Origin of the sequence: Zobellella denitrificans (genome assembly GCF_002237365.1) — a bacterium.
In the GTDB taxonomy this organism is placed as follows: Bacteria; Pseudomonadota; Gammaproteobacteria; order Enterobacterales; family Aeromonadaceae; genus Oceanimonas; species Oceanimonas denitrificans.
On record NZ_NMUO01000089.1, the window covers coordinates 1 to 16,757 of the forward strand.

Consider the following 16,757-nt stretch of genomic DNA (forward strand, 5'->3'; position numbering starts at 1 on the left):
TTGCTGGTCGACAACACCGGCGCGGCCCCGGCCGCCCCCTGCGCCCTGCGGCTGGCGCCCTACCAGTGCCAGGCCTGGCTGCTGGAGTAGCCTTATTCGACGATGACGGCGGTGCCGCTGGCGGAGACCATCAGCATGCCGTTGTTCTGGCCCAGCACTTCGTAGTCCAGGTCGATGCCCACCACCGCATTGGCGCCCAGCTCCCGGGCTTTCTGCTCCAGCTCCTGCAGGGCGAGATCCCGGGCCCGCTGCAGCTCGCGCTCGTAGGTGGCGGAACGGCCGCCCACCAGGTCGCGGATGTTGGCGAACAGATCCTTGAACAGGTTGGCGCCGAGGATGGCCTCGCCAGCCACCACGCCGCAGTACTTGCGGATGCGCTTGCCTTCGATGGACGGTGTTGTGGTCATTTCCATGGGGACTCCTAGAGGTTGTTCTTCTGCTTGAGCAGATCGCGGATTTCGGTCAGCAGCTGCTCTTCCTTCGATGGCGCGGGCGGGGCTGCTGGGCTGGCTTCTTCCTTGCGCTTGAGCCGGTTGATGACCTTGATCACCATGAAGATGGCGAAGGCCACTATGGTGAAGTCCAGCACCGTCTGGATAAAGCGGCCGTAGGACAGGGTCACCGCCGGCACTTCTCCCGCCGCCGCCTGGAGCACGATGGCCAGGTCGGAAAAATCGACACCGCCGATCAGCACCCCGATGGGCGGCATGATGACGTCGTTGACCAGGGAGGAGACTATCTTGCCGAAGGCGGCACCGATGATGATGCCCACCGCCATGTCCACCACGTTGCCCTTGACGGCAAACTCCTTGAACTCTTTGATTATGTTCATGTTGCACCACCGCTGAAATAAAAATACCCAAGGTGGATCAAGTTTAGGCGGGGCTGGCCGCGAGGAGGTAGGGGAGAAGGGAAATATTCATCTGTGTCCCTGAAACGAAAAAAGGCGCCGCAGCGCCTTGGTGCTCTGATACTGTGTATCCTGTGCTTATCGTTATCAGCCGCAGGGCACTATGCTGACCGCATGGTTGCCCTTGGGCCCTTTCTGGATTTCGTATTGAACGACCTGGCCCGCTTTCAGGGTTCTGTATCCGTCCATCTGGATGGTGGAAAAGTGTGCGAACACGTCTTCGCCGCCCTCCGTCGGACAGATAAAGCCAAATCCCTTAGCGTTGTTAAACCACTTCACCGTACCGGTTGTCATAGCCTTGCATCCTTTTTGCTCAAACATCCTAAACAACATTGAGAAATTGGCAGCTGCCAATTATAACTACAGGCGATTTCCCGCCGGATGCGGTGACCATGTTTGGGTTCCATACGACACTTTCGACAATGGTCACCAATCAACCACTCTAGTCCAACTTTGGGGGCAGTCAAGCCTTTGTTTGCACCCAGGCCCCCGAAGCGGAAGACTATTGACAGCGCCAGCTTAAGCGGTAGTGTGAAGGAAAGGCTAAATAACCGTTCCTGATACCCTCGGGGTTAAGCGGCCCTTGGCTTCTTTGCCTTGAACGGCGGACATGGCGGCTTCCACCAGGAGGCCGGCTTCTGTAGCACGATTCGGAACAGTGATTTAGAGTAAATATATGAGCAGGAGAACACAGCAGACGGTCGGTGATCGGGTCAAAGAGGTGGAAGAAACTGCGCTGCAGCCCCCTCCTATGTACAAGGTCATCTTGAATAACGACGACTACACCCCCATGGATTTTGTCGTGGAGGTGCTGCAAAAATTCTTTGCGATGGATGTGGACAAGGCCACGCAGGTGATGCTGGCGGTACATTATCAGGGAAAGGGGGTTTGCGGTCTCTTTACCGCGGAAATTGCAGAGACCAAGGTAGCGCAAGTGAACAAGTTTGCCCGTACGCACGAACATCCGTTGTTGTGCACCATGGAGCAGGCATGAGCCAAGACCCGCCGCAACGGGACACCGCAGTTTTTAGGGGAGGTGCCTATGTTGAACAAAGACCTTGAGAGCACGTTGAACGAAGCCTTCAACGAAGCCCGTCGCGCTCGCCACGAGTTCATGACGGTGGAGCACCTGTTACTCGCCCTGCTGGACAACCCCTCTGCCAAGGAGGCCCTGGTTGCCTGTGGTGCCGATCTGGAGCAGCTGCGCCGTGAAACCCATACCTTTATCGAGCAGACCACGCCGTTGATCCCGGTGGGGGACGACGAACTCGAAACCCAGCCCACCCTTGGCTTCCAGCGGGTGCTGCAACGGGCCGTGTTCCATGTGCAGTCCTCCGGCAATGCCGAGGTCACCGGCGCCAACGTGCTGGTGGCCATCTTCAGCGAGCAGGAGTCCCAGGCGGCCTACCTGCTGAAAAAGGCCCATGTCAGCCGGCTGGACGTGGTCAACTTTCTGTCCCACGGTGTCCGCAAGGACGGCCAGCAGGAAGAGGCGCCCTCCTCCCAGCAACAGGAGGAGAACACCGAGGAAGCCGCCAACAACCAGACCGAAGGTTTCGTCATCAACCTCAACCAGTGGGTGAAGGAAGGCCGCATCGACCCGCTGATCGGTCGGGATCAGGAGCTCAACCGCACCATCCAGGTGCTGTGCCGCCGGCGCAAGAACAACCCGCTGCTGGTGGGCGAGGCCGGGGTGGGCAAGACCGCCATCGCCGAAGGCCTGGCCTATCGCATCGTGCATCAGGACGTGCCGGAGATCATCGCCGGCAGCACCATCTATTCCCTCGACATGGGCTCCCTGCTGGCGGGCACCAAGTACCGGGGGGATTTCGAAAAACGCTTCAAGGCGTTGCTCAAGCAGTTCGAAAAGCAGAAGGGCGCCATCCTGTTCATCGATGAAATCCACACCATCATCGGTGCCGGCGCCGCCTCGGGCGGCCAGCTGGATGCGGCCAACCTGCTGAAGCCACTGCTGTCCAGCGGCCAGATCCGGTGCGTGGGCTCGACCACCTACCAGGAATACAGCCAGATCTTCGAAAAGGACAGGGCGCTGGCGCGCCGCTTCCAGAAAATCGACATCCTGGAGCCCTCGGTGGACGACACCACCAAGATACTGCTGGGGCTGAAGAGCCGTTACGAGTCCCATCACGACGTGCGTTACACCAACAAGGCGATTCGGGCCGCCGCCGAGCTGGCGGCCAAGTACATCAACGATCGCCACCTGCCGGACAAGGCCATCGACGTGATCGACGAGGCCGGCGCCCAGGTGCGGATGCTGCCGCCGTCCAAACGCAAGAAGACCATCGGCGTGGGCGATATCGAGGCCATCGTCGCCAAGATTGCCCGCATCCCGGAGAAATCCGTGTCCAGCTCCGACAAGGAGGCCCTGAAGAATCTGGAGCCCAACCTCAAGATGGTGGTGTTCGGGCAGGACAGGGCGATCGAGGTACTCACCGACGCCATCCGCCTGAGCCGCTCCGGCCTCGGCAACGAGAAAAGGCCCATCGGCTCCTTCCTCTTCGCCGGTCCGACCGGGGTGGGCAAGACCGAGGTCACCCAGCAGCTGGCGCGGATCCTCGGCATCGAGCTTATCCGTTTCGACATGTCCGAGTACATGGAGTCCCATACCGTGTCCCGGCTGATCGGGGCGCCTCCCGGTTATGTCGGCTTCGATCAGGGCGGCCTGCTCACCGATGCGGTGATCAAGCACCCCCATGCGGTGGTGCTGCTCGACGAAATCGAGAAGGCGCACCAGGACGTGTTCAACCTGCTGCTGCAAGTGATGGACAACGGCACCCTTACCGACAACAACGGCCGCAAGGCGGATTTCCGCAATGTGATACTGGTGATGACCACCAACGCCGGGGTGCAGGAAACGGTGCGCAAGTCCATCGGCTTCCAGCAACAGGACCACAGCCACGACGCCATGACCGAAATCAACCGGACCTTCGCGCCCGAGTTCCGCAACCGGCTCGACCATATCATCTGGTTCAACCACCTGGATATGGACATCATCCATCGGGTGGTCGACAAGTTCATCGTCGAGCTGCAGGCCCAGCTGGATGCCAAGGGCGTGTCGATGGAAGTCAGCGAGCAGGCCCGGCACTGGCTGGCCGAAAAGGGCTACGACAAGGCCATGGGGGCCCGCCCCATGAGTCGGGTGATCCAGGAGCAGCTGAAAAAGCCGCTGGCCAACGAACTGCTGTTCGGTGAGCTGGTGGGGGGCGGCTCGGTCAAGGTCACCCTCGAAGACGACAAGCTGCACTTCGACTACCAGTCGGAGGCGTCGCTGGCCCACTGAGGCCATGACGCCAGGCGCTTGTCACCATGCCCGGAGCCCTGACAGGCCCGGGCATTTATTTATCCAAGAGGTGCATGCCTGCCGGAATAGGGTGCGAAATGAGGGTGCGAAACAGGGCAGCTGTCGGTGTTGGCAGCCGTCTGCAAACTCGGAGTGAGTGGCGCGGCAATCAGCGGGCGCGGAAGACGATGCGTCCCTTTGACAGGTCGTAGGGGGTCAGTTGGACGGTGACCTTGTCGCCGGTCAGGATGCGGATGTAGTTTTTGCGCATCTTGCCGGAGATATGGGCGGTGACCACATGGCCGTTTTCCAGCTCAACGCGAAACATGGTGTTGGGCAGGGTTTCCAGTATGGTCCCTTGCATTTCAATACTGTCTTCTTTAGCCATTGAGTCCTCTTGTTAACGCAGGCAATAAAAACGGCAGGGATCATGCCGGATTTCGCCCCGGGTGTAAAGTTTCCGCTCAGTCTTTGATCGGCCGCCACTGGCCGGCGATCAGGCGCTGGTGCGGATGGAAATGCTGTTTGTAGTTCATCTTTTTGCAGCCGTCGACCTGATAGCCGAGGTAGAGCCACTCCTTGCCCAGCTCCGCCGCCAGCCGTACCTGGCTCAGGATGGCGAAGGTGCCCAGGGATCTGTGTTCCAGGCCGGGGTCATAGAAAGTATACATGGCGCTGAGCGCGTTGCTGAGCAGATCGCTCACCGCCACCGCCACCAGTTGTTGTGCCAGGTAAAACTCCACAAATACCGGCGGCAGCCAGTGGCAGAGCAGGAAACCTTCGTATTGCTGGCGGCTGGCCGGATACATGGCGCCGTCCCGGTGCCGTTCGTTGATGTAATGCTGGTAGAGCCGGAAATACTCGGGCTTGTCCTGCTCACTCAGGCGGACCTCGATATCCCGGTTGAGGCGCAGTATGCGCTTCTGGCTGCGGCTGGGGGTGAAGCGGGGAACCGCGATGCGCAGTGACTCGCAGGCCCGGCAGGACTGGCAGTGGGGGCGGTAGATGTCGGCGCCGCTGCGGCGGAAACCGGCCCCGAGCAGTTGCTCGTAGCCTTCCGGGCAGAGCAGCTCCTTGTCGAGCAGCACCAGCAACTGCTCCTGCCGCCCGGGCAGGTAGCTGCACAGATGCTTGGGGGTCAGCCCCACCTTGAGATTCACTTCCCTCATAATGTCAGTTCACCCGGTTGCCAGCAGGATAACGCCAAGGGCTGCTGTTGCAGCTCTTTGAGTTTACGTAAGAACCGGGCCCGCGGCCAGGTGGTCACCCCCAGGCTCAGCAGGTGGGGGTTGGGCAGCTGGCAGTCGATGAGCCGCCCGCCATGGCGGGCGAAATGCCGGCACAGGCCGAGCATGGCGAGCTTGGAGCCGTTGTCGACCCGGTGAAACATCGACTCGCCGCAGAACAGGCGGCCGAGGCCGAGGCCATAGAGACCGGCCACCAGCCGGTCCTGCTGCCATACCTCGATGGAGTGGGCCTGCCCCTGATGGTGCAAGCGGCAGTAAGCCTTCTCTATGCCCGGAGTGATCCAGGTCCCCTCGCGCCTTTCCCGCAACTGGCGGCATTGGCCTATCACCTGTTCGAAGGCGGTATTGATGGTCAGCCGGTAGCGGCCCTGGCGGGCCAGTTTGGCCAGGCTGCGGCTGACATGGAGGCTGGCCGGCTCCAGCACCGCCCTGGGATCGGGTGACCACCACAGCAGGGGCTGGCTCTGATCGAACCAGGGAAAGATGCCCATGCGGTAGGCCAGCAGCAGCCGCTCCGGCGACAGATCGCCGCCCATGGCCAGCAGGCCGTTGGGCTCGTCCAGCGCCAGCATGGGATCCGGAAACCAGAGATGCTCGTCGAGCAGGGTCAGCATGGCGGCTTCCTCAGTCCTGATCGAGTTCGAGCCAGTCCTTGCCGGTCTTCTGCTCTATGTAGTCGCGGATGAACTGCCGCACCTTCTGGGAGGGAGTCACGTCCTCCTGGGCGCAGAGCTGTTCGAACAGCGCCTTCTTCCTGGGATCGATCAGCAGGGTCAGGCGGGCGGTGCGTTGTTCCATGGGGCCTCCGGCGCAATGGTCATGTTAATCATATTAACATTGAATGAATAATTAGTGAGCATATAATCATCATACTATTCTAATATAGCCTGCTCCCGGGAGAAGCGTCATGTCGCACCGTGCCCACCTGTTTTCCCTGCGTATCGGCCATGCCCTGCGCGAAAGCTGCCTGCAAGAGCCTTATGGCCGCCGACGCCTGCTGCGAGACCTGCTGGCCGGGATCACGGTGGGCATCATCGCCATTCCGCTGGCCATGGCCCTGGCCATCGCCAGCGGGGTGGCGCCCCAATATGGCCTCTATACCGCCATCATCGCCGGTTTCGTCATCGCCCTCACCGGCGGCTCCCGCCTGAGCATTTCCGGCCCCACCGCCGCCTTTGTGGTGATCCTCTATCCCATCGCCCAGCAATACGGCCTGGGCGGCCTGCTGCTGGCCACCGCCCTGTCCGGCCTGCTGCTGATCGGCATGGCGCTGCTGCGCCTGGGGCGGCTGATCGAGTATATCCCGGAACCGGTTACCCTGGGCTTTACCGGCGGTATCGCCGTGGTCATCGCCACCCTGCAGTTGAAGGATTTCTTCGGGCTGACCCTGACCGACCTGCCCGAGCATTATCTGGGCAAGGTCTCGGCCCTGGCCGGCGGCCTGCCCGATCTGCACTGGCCCAGCCTGGCGGTGGCCCTGCTCACCCTCGCCATCATGCTGCTCTGGCCCCGGCTGAAGACCGGGGTGCCGGCGCACCTGCCGGCGGTGATCCTGGCCAGCCTGGCGACACTGCTGCTCAACCAGCAGGGGCTGGAGATAGACACCATCAGCAGCCGTTTCAGCTACCTGCTGCCCGACGGCAGCAGCGGCCAGGGCATACCGCCGGTGTTGCCCGATTTCGTCTGGCCCTGGCTACAGCCGGGGCCGGACGGCGCTCCCCTCGAGTTCGGCTGGGCCCTGCTGCGGGATCTGCTGCCGGCGGCCTTCGCCATCGCCATGCTCGGGGCCATCGAGTCACTGCTCTGCGCCGTGGTGCTGGACGGTATGACCGGCAAGCGGCACAGCGCCAACAGTGAACTGCTGGGGCAGGGGATAGGCAACCTGGTCACCCCCTTCTTCGGCGGCATCACCGCCACCGCCGCCATTGCCCGCTCGGCGGCCAACTTCAAGGCCGGGGCCGAATCGCCGGTGGCGGCCATGGTGCATGCGCTGGTGGTGCTGGCGGGACTGGTGCTGCTGGCGCCCTGGCTGGCCTGGCTGCCGATGCCGGCCATGGCCGCGCTGCTGATGGTGGTGGCCTGGAACATGAGCGAGGCCCACAAGGCGGTGCATCTGGTCAAGACGGCTCCGCTCGGCGATATCCTGGTGTTTCTCACCTGTTTCTCGCTCACCATACTGTTCGATATGGTGCTGGCGATTACCGCCGGTATTCTGGTGGCGGCGGTGCTGTTTGTGCGGGAGATCGCGGAGATGACCCGGGTGAGCGATATATCCGGGCACCGGCGCCTGCTCGAGACTCCCTTGCCGGCGGGCTGGTCGGTGTTCAAGGTGAATGGCCCGCTGTTCTTCGCCGCCGCCGATCGGGTGTTCGGGGAGCTGTCCACCCAGTTGGGGGGGCGTGACGGCGTGGTGCTCTATATGGACGGGGTGTCCATCCTGGACGCGGGCGGCCTGGCGGCGCTGAACAAGTTCGTCGACCAGTGCCGTAAACAGGGGATCCGGGTATTGATTGCCGATCTGCAGTTCCAGCCGCTCAAGACCCTGGCCAGGGCTGGCGTACAGCCCATTCCCGGCGTGCTGGCCTTTTATCCGACCCTGAGGGAGGCGCTGGAGAGCCTGGGGGAGGGGGAGGCCGCGAAGCCGCGGCCGGATGAAGACGGGGCGGCGGGGCTGGCCCCGGACGCCCTGTCCTGACTTTATTTGCCGAGGGCGTCCAGGTAGCGCTCGGCGTCCAGGGCGGCCATACAGCCGGTGCCGGCGGAGGTGATGGCCTGGCGATAGACGTGATCCATGACGTCACCGGCGGCGAACACGCCGGGGATGCTGGTCTGGGTGGCGTTGCCATGCAGGCCGGACTGCACCTTCAGGTAGCCGTTTTCCATTTCCAGCTGGCCTTCGAAGATCTGGGTGTTGGGCTGATGGCCGATGGCGATAAAGACGCCGGTCACGTCCAGTTGCTCGGTGGCCTCGCTGCGGGTGTCCTTCAGGCGGATGCCGGTCACGCCCATCTCGTCACCCAGTACTTCGTCCAGGGTGCGATCGGTGTGCAGCACTATGTTGCCGTTGTTGACCTTGTCCATCAGCCGGTCGATCAGGATCTTCTCGGAGCGGAACTGGTCGCGGCGGTGCACCAGATGGACTTCGGCGGCGATATTGGCCAGGTAGAGCGCCTCTTCCACGGCGGTGTTGCCGCCACCGACCACGGCCACTTTCTGGTTGCGGTAGAAGAAACCGTCGCAGGTGGCGCAGGCGGACACGCCGCGGCCCTGGTAAGCCTGTTCGGAGGGCAGGCCCAGGTACTTGGCGGAGGCGCCGGTGGCGATGATCAGGGCGTCGCAGCTGTACTCGCCGCTGTCGCCCTTGAGCCGGAACGGGCGCTGTTTGAGATCGACACTGTTGATATGGTCGAACAGGATTTCGGTGTCGAAACGTTCGGCATGCTCCTTCATGCGCTCCATCAAGGCCGGTCCGGTCAGTCCTTCCGCATCGCCCGGCCAGTTCTCCACATCGGTGGTGGTGGTCAGCTGACCGCCTTGCTGGATACCGGTGACCAGCACCGGGTTCAGGTTGGCCCGGGCCGCATAGACGGCGGCGGTGTAACCTGCGGGGCCGGAGCCCAGGATCAGCAGTTTGGCGTGTTTGGCTTGGCTCATGTGTTTCTCCAACCTTGGCAAAATAGGCAGATAAAAAGTGGAACCGATTGTAGGGGATAGCCCTGATGGAATAAAGCGCAAGAAAACGATTGGGGCAATCGGGCCTGGCCGGAATAGAGCGGGTTCGCATGGCGCTATCTGTCCCCGGAGGGTTATAACGAATAGTTATGCAATATAACCAAACCTAGGCTATTGCCGGCAACAGCCGGCAGCATCAAAGATAAAAGCACTGCCTGCGGCGCTTATCCTGGCTTGGAGCCAGGGGGAGTTGTTATCGGATTGCGGATTTTCAGGGACATCTTCTGTTGGGGCGGGAGTTGAGTCGGCTGAGGATTTTTTCAGGCAAAAGCCCCATTCTTCGGCGTAAAAATTTAGTTTTGGTACTTTTTTTATGGGAAAGGCAAACATATGTGCTACCTGTTTACCTTTTATCATGCTAAGCTACTGCATGCCTAAAATGTATATATAGTCATTTTTATTGGTTTTTTATTTGATTTGAGCAGCCTTGCAGCAGGCGAGACCGGCCTTGGTTGCAACCCGTTCCAGCGGACGGCAGTGTCCCGATAGCCTAAAGGCGGGTTGCAAGAAAGCATGGTTTTGTGCCATATAAGTTTTATGTTCATAGTGGAATGTATCGAAAATGAGTCAAAGGATGGATGAAGTACTTGATGCGAACAACAGGCCGGTGAAAGAGCTGGACCGCATCGATCGCAACATACTCAATGAGCTTCAGCAGGACGGTCGCATCTCCAACGTGGAGTTGTCCAAGCGGGTTGGTTTGAGTCCCACCCCCTGCCTCGAACGGGTTCGTCGCCTGGAACGCCAGGGGTATATCGAAGGCTATACCGCCATTCTCAACCCCCAGTTCCTGGATGCCTCCCTGCTGGTGTTTGTGGAGATCACCCTCAACCGCGGCACACCGGACGTGTTCGACGAATTCAACGACGCGGTGCAAAAACTGGAAGAAATCCAGGAGTGTCACCTGGTGTCCGGTGATTTCGACTACCTGTTGAAGACCCGGGTGGCGGACATGTCCGCCTACCGCAAGCTGCTGGGGGAAACCCTGTTGCGGCTGCCGGGGGTGAACGACACCCGCACCTATGTGGTGATGGAAGAGGTCAAGCAGAGCAACCGGCTGGTGATAAATACCCGATAAACTGTGCTAATCTGCCCGGCTCTGGTATTTTTATGCCGGGCGGGGTTCCATCTCGAACCTGTACCTGCGAGCGGCCCCGGCCGCTCGCTTGTCGTTTGGTGCCTGGCGACTTTTCCTGTCGCAGACTTTCGATAGCATGACACAACAAAAAAGAGCGAGGAGCGGGCGTTTGGCGGAGAAAAAGCTGTTTACTCCCATGTCTGGTTTACAGCGTCTGTTTGAGGCCGGATTGATCATTATCATCTTACTGGCGATCTTCATGATGTTGTCGCTGGTGTCCTACCATCCCTCCGATCCGGGCTGGTCGCAAACCGCCTGGGGCGGTGAGATCAGCAACGCAGCCGGTCCCGCCGGTGCCTGGCTGGCCGACATACTGCTGTTCGTGTTCGGCTTTTCGGCCTACCTGGTACCGCCGTTCATGGTGTTTTTCGGCTGGGTGACCCTCTGGCGTCCCAGGGCCTTGACCGAGATTTGCTACCTCACCCTGAGCCTGCGCATCATCGGTTTCCTCATGTTGCTGCTCAGCCTGCTGGGCCTGGCCAGCATGAACGTGGGCAACATTTACTATTTCTCCGCCGGCGGCCTGGTCGGCGATATGCTGGCGGCGGCGCTGAACGGCCTGTTCGGCTCCCTGGGGACCACCCTGATGCTGCTGTGCGGTTTTGCCACCGGGGTGACCTTCTTTACCGGCTGGTCCTGGCTGCTGATCGTGGAACGCCTGGGAGGAGCCGTGCTGGAATTTCCCAACTGGCTGAGTTCGGCGCCGTCCCGCCTGCTGGACTGGCAGCTGGAGCGCCGCCAGCGCCGGCCGGGTGCCCGGGAGCAGGCCGAGGCGGAGCCGCTGGCGGTGGCAGCGACGCCCGCACCCGCGACGACAACAGCCGAGTCCGGTTTTGTCGGCTGGCGCCGGTTCAAGGATCGCCTCGGCAGCCCGCGGGAAACCGATGAGGAATGGGAGGAGGCCGCCGAGGATCCCCTGCTGGCCCCGGTGCCCGCCGCCGAGAAGCGACCGGCACCGCTGAAAAAAGCGCCGCCGGTGCGCCGCGAGCCGGTGCTGGGCGGGGTGGACGAGCAGGATCCCGATCCCATCGCCACCATCGCCGAGACCAACGGCTGGAACCTGGACGACGATGAGGAACTGGAGCTGCCCTGGCTGAGTGACGATCCCGAGCCGGTGGCGGCAGCCGCCCCGGCCCCGTCTCCCAAGCCCGCTCCACCGGCACGCCCCCGGCGCAGCGATCTGACGCCGCTGCCGTCGGTGGAACTGCTGGACAAGCCCAAGCCCAGGCAGCACGCCGTGAGCGAAAGTGAACTGGAGCGCATCGCCCGCCTGGTGGAGGCCAAGCTGGCCGACTACAACGTCCAGGCCAACGTGGTGGGCGTCTACCCGGGGCCGGTGATCACCCGTTTCGAACTGGATCTGGCCCCCGGGGTCAAGGTCAGCAAGATCACCAACCTGGCGCGGGATCTGGCCCGCTCCCTGTCCGCCATCAGCGTACGGGTGGTCGAGGTGATCCCCGGCAAGCCCTATGTGGGGCTGGAGCTGCCCAATACCCGGCGGGAGACCGTCTATCTGCGCGAAGTGCTCGACAGCGAGCCCTTCCGCCGCAGCGAGCACCCGCTCACCCTGGTGCTGGGCCAGGATATCGCCGGCGAGCCGGTGGTGGTCAACCTGGCCAGGATGCCCCACGTGCTGGTGGCGGGCACCACCGGCTCGGGCAAGTCGGTGGGGGTCAACGTCATGATCTTGTCGATGCTGTACAAGGCCACGCCGGAAGACGTGCGCTTTATCATGATCGATCCCAAGATGCTGGAGCTGTCGGTGTACGAGGGCATTCCCCACCTGCTGACCGAAGTGGTCACCGACATGAAGGAGGCGGCCAATGCCCTGCGCTGGTGCGTGGGCGAGATGGAGCGCCGCTACAAGCTGATGTCGGCCATGGGGGTACGCAACCTCAAGGGCTTCAACACCAAGGTGCAGGAGGCCATCGATGCCGGCGAGCCGCTGCGGGATCCCCTGTGGCAACCGACCCAGTCGATGGACACCTATCCGCCGGCGCTGGAGAAACTGCCCCATATCGTGGTGGTGATCGACGAGTTCGCCGACATGATGATGATCGTCGGCAAGAAGGTGGAAGAGCTGATCGCCCGCATCGCCCAGAAGGCGCGGGCGGCGGGCATCCACCTGATACTGGCGACCCAGCGGCCCTCGGTGGACGTGATCACCGGCCTGATCAAGGCCAACATTCCGACCCGGATGTCGTTCCAGGTGTCGAGCAAGATAGACTCGCGCACCATCCTCGATCAGCAGGGGGCCGAGTCGTTGCTGGGCATGGGCGACATGCTCTACCTGCCGGCCGGCGACAGCAACCCGACCCGGGTGCACGGCGCCTTCGTCGACGACCACGAGGTACACCGGGTGGTGGCGGCGTGGAAGGAGCGGGGCGAGCCCAATTACATCGAGGAAATCCTGAACGGCGACGTGGGCGCCGATGGCTTGTTGCCCGGGGAAGTGCCGGAAGGAGGCGACGATGGCGAGCTGGACGAGCTGTTCGACCAAGCGGTGGCTTTTGTCGTAGAGAGCCGTCGCGGCTCTACCTCCAGCGTGCAGCGCAAGTTCAAAATAGGCTACAACAGGGCCGCCCGTATCATCGAGCAGATGGAGCAGCAGGGCATAGTGAGCCCCGCGGGCGGAAATGGTCAACGTGAAGTGCTGGCGCCAGCGCCGGCCAGGGAGTAGGACTGAATGAAAAAACTGGCAACCTTGGGTGTGCTGTTGTGGTCGGTGAGCGCCGTGGCCCTGGCCGATGCCCGCGCCGAGTTGCAGCAGAAGCTGGCGACCTTCGAGCGTTTTTCCGCCGATTTCAGCCAGCAGGTGTTCGACGAGCGGGGCGAACCCATGCAGAGCGCCGAGGGCAGCATGCTGCTGTCCCGCCCCGATCGTTTCCGCTGGCATACCGCCTCGCCGGACGAGAGCCTGATCGTGTCCAACGGCACCGATGTGTGGATCTACGATCCCTTCGTGGAGCAGGTGAGCATAGTGCCCCTGGAGCAGGCGGTGCAGAATACCCCCTTCCTGCTGATCTCGGGCGGTGACGGCCGGCGCTGGCAGCGGTACGAGGTGGCCAGGAACGGCGCCGACTATGTGGTGACCAGCAAGGATCCGGGGGAACTGATCCATCAGTTCAGCCTGCGTTTCGACGGGGCCAACCGCATCGAGCGCTTTACCGTACTGGAATCCGGCGGCCAGCGCAGCGAGTTCAGCCTGCGCAACATCAATACCGCCCCGGCCACCGCGGCCGACAGTTTCCAGTTCACGGCGCCGGCCGGGGTGATGATCGACGACCAGCGTTAAGAAAGGGTCTGCAGAGGGAGTGATAAGCGGTAAGCTGTCGGCTTACCGCTTTGTTTTATGGGAGAATGACGGGATGAGCACCCTGAGCCTGGATTTCGAGCAGGAGGATTTTCGTCCCCTGGCGGCGCGGATGCGCCCCGAGCGGCTGGAGCAGTACCTGGGCCAGCAGCACATTCTGGGGCCGGGCAAGCCGCTGCGCCGCGCGCTGGAGGCGGGGCACTGCCATTCCATGATCCTGTGGGGGCCGCCGGGCACCGGCAAGACCACCCTGGCCGAGCTGGTGGCCGCTTACTGCGACGCCCAGGTGGAGCGGGTATCGGCGGTCACCTCCGGGGTCAAGGAGATCCGCGCCGCCATCGAGCGGGCGCGCGGGCACAAGCTCGCCGGACGGCGCACCATCCTGTTCGTGGACGAGGTGCACCGCTTCAACAAGTCCCAGCAGGACGCCTTCCTGCCCCATATCGAGGACGGCACCGTCACCTTTATCGGTGCCACCACCGAAAATCCCTCCTTCGAACTTAACAACGCCCTGCTGTCCCGCGCCCGGGTCTACCTGCTCAAGCGGCTGGAAACGGCCGAGGTGGAGGCGATGATCGAACAGGCGCTGACCGACGAGCGGGGCCTGGGCGGCCAGGCCATCGAGCTGGCGAGCGGCGTGCGGCGGGCCCTGGCCGAGCTGGTGGATGGGGACGGCCGCAAGGCGCTCAACTACCTGGAGCTGCTGGCGGACATGGCCGGGGAACAGGACGGGGTGCGCCGGATCGACAAGACGCTGCTGGCGGAGGTGACCGGCGAACGGCTGGCCCGCTTCGATAACCAGGGCGATCTCTATTACGATCTGATCTCGGCGGTGCACAAGTCGATTCGCGGCTCCAACCCGGACGCCGGCCTGTACTGGTACGCACGGATGATCAGCGCCGGCTGCGATCCGCTCTATATCGCCCGCCGGCTGCTGGCCATCGCCTCGGAAGACGTCGGCCTGGCCGATCCGAAAGCCATGGAGGTGGCGCTGGCGGCCTGGGACTGCTTCACCCGGGTCGGGCCGGCGGAAGGGGAGCGGGCCATCGCCCAGGCCATCGTCTACCTCGCCTGCGCGCCCAAGAGCAATGCCCTCTATACCGCCTGGAAGGCGGCGCTGCAGGACGCCCGGGAGCAGCCGGACTTCGAGGTGCCCCTCCATCTGCGCAACGCGCCCACCAGGCTGATGAAGGAGCTGGGCCACGGCGCCGAATACCGCTATGCCCACAACGAGCCCGGCGCCTATGCCGCCGGCGAGACCTATTTGCCCCAGGCGCTGCGGGAGCGACGCTACTATGTGCCCAACGAGCGGGGCTTCGAGCAGAAGATCAAGGCCAAGCTCGACTACCTCAAAACCCTGGACGAGCAGGCCGGCGGCCAGTTGGCCCCGGGGCGGCGAAGCTGATAAACTGAGGCCGACTTAGTGACTTCCGACCCTGCGTGTCATACGCATTACAAGCATCAAATAAGGTAACTCATGCTGGATCCCAAATACCTGCGCAGCGATATCGCCGACACGGCCGCGCGGCTGGCAAGCCGTGGTTTTATTCTGGATGTCGAGCTGTTCAACCGGCTCGAGGAAAAGCGGAAGTCCCTGCAATCCCGTACCCAGGAGCTGCAGGCCGAGCGCAACGCCCGCTCCAAGGCCATCGGCCAGGCGGCGCGCAGCGGCGAGGATATCGCCCCGCTGAAGGCGGCGGTGTCGCAAATCAACGACGAGCTGGATGTGTGCAAGGTCGAGCTGGATGCCCTGCTGGCGGAGATCGAGGCCTTCTGCGCCGCCATTCCCAACCTGCCCCACGCGTCGGTGCCGGTGGGCCGGGACGAGCAAGACAATCAGCTGGTGCGCAGCTGGGGCGAGCCCACCGAGCTCGGCTTCGAGCCCAAGGATCACGTGGCCCTGGGCGAAGCCCTGGCCGGCCTCGACTTCAAGGGCGCGGTCAAGATCGCCGGTTCCCGCTTCGTGATCATGCAGGGCCAGATCGCCCGGCTGCACCGGGCCCTGGCCCAGTTCATGCTGGATCTGCACACCAGCGAGCACGGCTACACCGAGTGCTATGTGCCCTACCTGGTGAACAGCGACAGCCTGTTCGGTACCGGCCAACTGCCCAAGTTTTCCGCCGATCTGTTCCATACCGCCATCGAGGGCGAGGGGGAGGAAGAGGGCAAGACCCGCCGCTTTTCGCTGATTCCCACCTCAGAGGTGCCCCTGACCAACATCGGCCGGGACGAGATCTTCGAGGCGGATCAGCTGCCGCTCAAGTTCACCGCCCATACCCCCTGCTTCCGCTCCGAGGCGGGCTCCTACGGTCGGGATACCCGCGGTCTTATCCGCATGCACCAGTTCGACAAGGTGGAAATGGTGCAGCTGGTGCACCCGGAAGCATCCTGGGACGCGCTGGAGGAGATGGTAGGCCACGCCGAGAAGGTGCTGCAGAGCCTGTGCCTGCCCTACCGGGTGATGGCCCTGTGCACCGGCGACATGGGCTTCGGTGCCGCCAAGACCTACGATCTGGAAGTCTGGCTGCCGGCGCAGAACACCTACCGGGAGATCTCGTCCGTGTCCAACTGCGGCGACTTCCAGGCGCGCCGCATGCAGGCCCGGGTGCGAGGCGCCGATGGCAAGCCGCAGTTGCTGCATACCCTGAACGGCTCCGGTCTGGCGGTGGGCCGTACCCTGGTGGCGGTGCTCGAGAATTACCAGCAGGCCGACGGCAGCATCATGGTGCCCGAGGTGCTGCAGCCCTATATGGGCGGGCTGAAGCAGATCGGCTGAGCCTTTGAGCGAGCCAACAAGCCGGGGCCATGTGCCCCGGCTTTGTTTTTATTGGCGCACCAGGCGGCCGACCAGTTGCTGCAGCCGGGGAGCGCCCGCCAGGATCAGCGTGAAGGCCACCGGCCAGGCGATGTAGAAGGCCCGCCACCAGCGAGCAAGGAAGTCGCCGGCCAGGCCGGTATTCACCCAGGTGATCACCCCGGTCATGATGCTCACCATGTAGAGAGACATCAGCACCGAGAACAGCAGCCGGGCATAACGGGCGGGGAAACGCATGGTTACCTCATTATATTAGTTTTCACTGAAGTTTAATCTTAACAGTTCCCACCCTCCCCGGCAC

General features: G+C 62.7%; 18 protein-coding genes. 8 read left to right on the forward strand and 10 right to left on the reverse strand.

Annotated elements, in window-relative coordinates; genetic code table 11:
- Window positions 1-92: 92 nt before the first annotated feature.
- The 3 genes from CGX12_RS15720 to cspD form a co-directional block, all read right to left on the reverse strand.
- On the reverse strand, window positions 93-413 hold the full coding sequence (locus CGX12_RS15720) for a heavy metal-binding domain-containing protein (RefSeq protein ID WP_094040800.1): 321 nt from the start codon (window positions 411-413) through the stop codon (window positions 93-95).
- 8 nt (window positions 414-421) lie between these two features.
- The gene (gene mscL / locus CGX12_RS15725) at window positions 422-832 is read right to left on the reverse strand and encodes a large-conductance mechanosensitive channel protein MscL (RefSeq protein ID WP_094040801.1); all 411 of its coding nucleotides are present in this window, start codon (window positions 830-832) and stop codon (window positions 422-424) included.
- 165 nt (window positions 833-997) lie between these two features.
- Window positions 998-1,204 (reverse strand): cold shock domain-containing protein CspD, encoded by a 207-nt coding sequence (gene cspD, locus CGX12_RS15730; protein WP_094040802.1) that lies wholly within the window; start codon window positions 1,202-1,204, stop codon window positions 998-1,000.
- Window positions 1,205-1,586: 382 nt separating this feature from the next.
- Here cspD and clpS point away from each other — a divergent pair, with 382 nt between their 5' ends.
- On the forward strand, window positions 1,587-1,904 hold the full coding sequence (gene clpS, locus CGX12_RS15735; protein ID WP_094040803.1) for an ATP-dependent Clp protease adapter ClpS: 318 nt from the start codon (window positions 1,587-1,589) through the stop codon (window positions 1,902-1,904).
- 48 nt (window positions 1,905-1,952) lie between these two features.
- Window positions 1,953-4,211: an ATP-dependent Clp protease ATP-binding subunit ClpA gene (gene clpA, locus CGX12_RS15740; protein WP_094040804.1), complete on the forward strand. Its 2,259-nt coding sequence runs from the start codon at window positions 1,953-1,955 to the stop codon at window positions 4,209-4,211.
- 169 nt (window positions 4,212-4,380) lie between these two features.
- Here the strand turns inward: clpA and infA are convergent, their stop codons facing one another.
- The 4 genes from infA to CGX12_RS15760 form a co-directional block, all read right to left on the reverse strand.
- Window positions 4,381-4,599, reverse strand: coding sequence for a translation initiation factor IF-1 (gene infA, locus CGX12_RS15745; RefSeq protein ID WP_037439960.1), 219 nt, complete (start codon window positions 4,597-4,599; stop codon window positions 4,381-4,383).
- A 76-nt stretch (window positions 4,600-4,675) separates the two neighbouring features.
- Window positions 4,676-5,383 carry an arginyltransferase gene (locus CGX12_RS15750; RefSeq protein ID WP_176442091.1) on the reverse strand — a complete coding sequence of 236 codons (708 nt, stop codon included), beginning with the start codon at window positions 5,381-5,383 and terminating at the stop codon, window positions 4,676-4,678.
- Window positions 5,377-6,072 (reverse strand): leucyl/phenylalanyl-tRNA--protein transferase, encoded by a 696-nt coding sequence (gene aat, locus CGX12_RS15755; protein ID WP_094040806.1) that lies wholly within the window; start codon window positions 6,070-6,072, stop codon window positions 5,377-5,379. Before aat ends, CGX12_RS15750 begins: the two co-directional genes overlap by 7 nt.
- A 10-nt stretch (window positions 6,073-6,082) precedes the next feature.
- Window positions 6,083-6,256, reverse strand: a complete 174-nt coding sequence (locus CGX12_RS15760; protein ID WP_094040807.1) for a ribbon-helix-helix protein — start codon at window positions 6,254-6,256, stop codon at window positions 6,083-6,085.
- A 109-nt stretch (window positions 6,257-6,365) separates the two neighbouring features.
- Here CGX12_RS15760 and dauA point away from each other — a divergent pair, with 109 nt between their 5' ends.
- Window positions 6,366-8,153, forward strand: coding sequence for a C4-dicarboxylic acid transporter DauA (gene dauA, locus CGX12_RS15765; protein WP_094040808.1), 1,788 nt, complete (start codon window positions 6,366-6,368; stop codon window positions 8,151-8,153).
- A gap of 2 nt (window positions 8,154-8,155) precedes the next feature.
- Here the strand turns inward: dauA and trxB are convergent, their stop codons facing one another.
- Both trxB and CGX12_RS19630 read right to left on the reverse strand, forming a co-directional pair.
- Window positions 8,156-9,112 (reverse strand): thioredoxin-disulfide reductase, encoded by a 957-nt coding sequence (gene trxB, locus CGX12_RS15770; protein ID WP_094040809.1) that lies wholly within the window; start codon window positions 9,110-9,112, stop codon window positions 8,156-8,158.
- Between the two features lie 189 nt (window positions 9,113-9,301).
- Window positions 9,302-9,547 (reverse strand): hypothetical protein, encoded by a 246-nt coding sequence (locus CGX12_RS19630; RefSeq protein ID WP_142995648.1) that lies wholly within the window; start codon window positions 9,545-9,547, stop codon window positions 9,302-9,304.
- A 217-nt stretch (window positions 9,548-9,764) separates the two neighbouring features.
- Here CGX12_RS19630 and lrp point away from each other — a divergent pair, with 217 nt between their 5' ends.
- The 5 genes from lrp to serS all read left to right on the forward strand — a co-directional run bounded on the left by lrp (window position 9,765) and on the right by serS (window position 16,417).
- Window positions 9,765-10,268: a leucine-responsive transcriptional regulator Lrp gene (gene lrp / locus CGX12_RS15775; RefSeq protein WP_094040810.1), complete on the forward strand. Its 504-nt coding sequence runs from the start codon at window positions 9,765-9,767 to the stop codon at window positions 10,266-10,268.
- Between the two features lie 169 nt (window positions 10,269-10,437).
- On the forward strand, window positions 10,438-13,008 hold the full coding sequence (locus CGX12_RS15780) for a DNA translocase FtsK (protein WP_094040811.1): 2,571 nt from the start codon (window positions 10,438-10,440) through the stop codon (window positions 13,006-13,008).
- 6 nt (window positions 13,009-13,014) lie between these two features.
- Window positions 13,015-13,623 carry an outer membrane lipoprotein periplasmic chaperone LolA gene (gene lolA / locus CGX12_RS15785; RefSeq protein WP_094040812.1) on the forward strand — a complete coding sequence of 203 codons (609 nt, stop codon included), beginning with the start codon at window positions 13,015-13,017 and terminating at the stop codon, window positions 13,621-13,623.
- Between the two features lie 73 nt (window positions 13,624-13,696).
- Entirely contained in the window at window positions 13,697-15,046 is a 1,350-nt protein-coding gene (locus tag CGX12_RS15790) for a replication-associated recombination protein A (RefSeq protein WP_094040813.1), read from the forward strand.
- Between the two features lie 72 nt (window positions 15,047-15,118).
- Window positions 15,119-16,417, forward strand: a complete 1,299-nt coding sequence (gene serS / locus CGX12_RS15795; protein ID WP_094040814.1) for a serine--tRNA ligase — start codon at window positions 15,119-15,121, stop codon at window positions 16,415-16,417.
- A 48-nt stretch (window positions 16,418-16,465) separates the two neighbouring features.
- Here the strand turns inward: serS and CGX12_RS15800 are convergent, their stop codons facing one another.
- Window positions 16,466-16,693: a DUF2798 domain-containing protein gene (locus tag CGX12_RS15800; protein ID WP_094040815.1), complete on the reverse strand. Its 228-nt coding sequence runs from the start codon at window positions 16,691-16,693 to the stop codon at window positions 16,466-16,468.
- Between the last annotated feature and the right edge of the window lie 64 nt (window positions 16,694-16,757).

Bases quoted from the DNA above. Each gene is read 5' to 3' on its own strand.
- CGX12_RS15790 (WP_094040813.1), top strand. From the start codon at position 13,697: ATGAGCACCCTGAGCCTGGATTTCGAGCAGGAGGATTTTCGTCCCCTG.
- serS (WP_094040814.1), top strand. From the start codon at position 15,119: ATGCTGGATCCCAAATACCTGCGCAGCGATATCGCCGACACGGCCGCG.
- lrp (WP_094040810.1), top strand. From the start codon at position 9,765: ATGGATGAAGTACTTGATGCGAACAACAGGCCGGTGAAAGAGCTGGAC.
- clpA (WP_094040804.1), top strand. From the start codon at position 1,953: ATGTTGAACAAAGACCTTGAGAGCACGTTGAACGAAGCCTTCAACGAA.
- cspD (WP_094040802.1), bottom strand. From the start codon at position 1,204: ATGACAACCGGTACGGTGAAGTGGTTTAACAACGCTAAGGGATTTGGC.
- mscL (WP_094040801.1), bottom strand. From the start codon at position 832: ATGAACATAATCAAAGAGTTCAAGGAGTTTGCCGTCAAGGGCAACGTG.
- trxB (WP_094040809.1), bottom strand. From the start codon at position 9,112: ATGAGCCAAGCCAAACACGCCAAACTGCTGATCCTGGGCTCCGGCCCC.
- dauA (WP_094040808.1), top strand. From the start codon at position 6,366: ATGTCGCACCGTGCCCACCTGTTTTCCCTGCGTATCGGCCATGCCCTG.
- CGX12_RS19630 (WP_142995648.1), bottom strand. From the start codon at position 9,547: ATGATAAAAGGTAAACAGGTAGCACATATGTTTGCCTTTCCCATAAAA.
- aat (WP_094040806.1), bottom strand. From the start codon at position 6,072: ATGCTGACCCTGCTCGACGAGCATCTCTGGTTTCCGGATCCCATGCTG.
- lolA (WP_094040812.1), top strand. From the start codon at position 13,015: ATGAAAAAACTGGCAACCTTGGGTGTGCTGTTGTGGTCGGTGAGCGCC.
- infA (WP_037439960.1), bottom strand. From the start codon at position 4,599: ATGGCTAAAGAAGACAGTATTGAAATGCAAGGGACCATACTGGAAACC.
- CGX12_RS15720 (WP_094040800.1), bottom strand. From the start codon at position 413: ATGGAAATGACCACAACACCGTCCATCGAAGGCAAGCGCATCCGCAAG.
- CGX12_RS15760 (WP_094040807.1), bottom strand. From the start codon at position 6,256: ATGGAACAACGCACCGCCCGCCTGACCCTGCTGATCGATCCCAGGAAG.
- clpS (WP_094040803.1), top strand. From the start codon at position 1,587: ATGAGCAGGAGAACACAGCAGACGGTCGGTGATCGGGTCAAAGAGGTG.
- CGX12_RS15800 (WP_094040815.1), bottom strand. From the start codon at position 16,693: ATGCGTTTCCCCGCCCGTTATGCCCGGCTGCTGTTCTCGGTGCTGATG.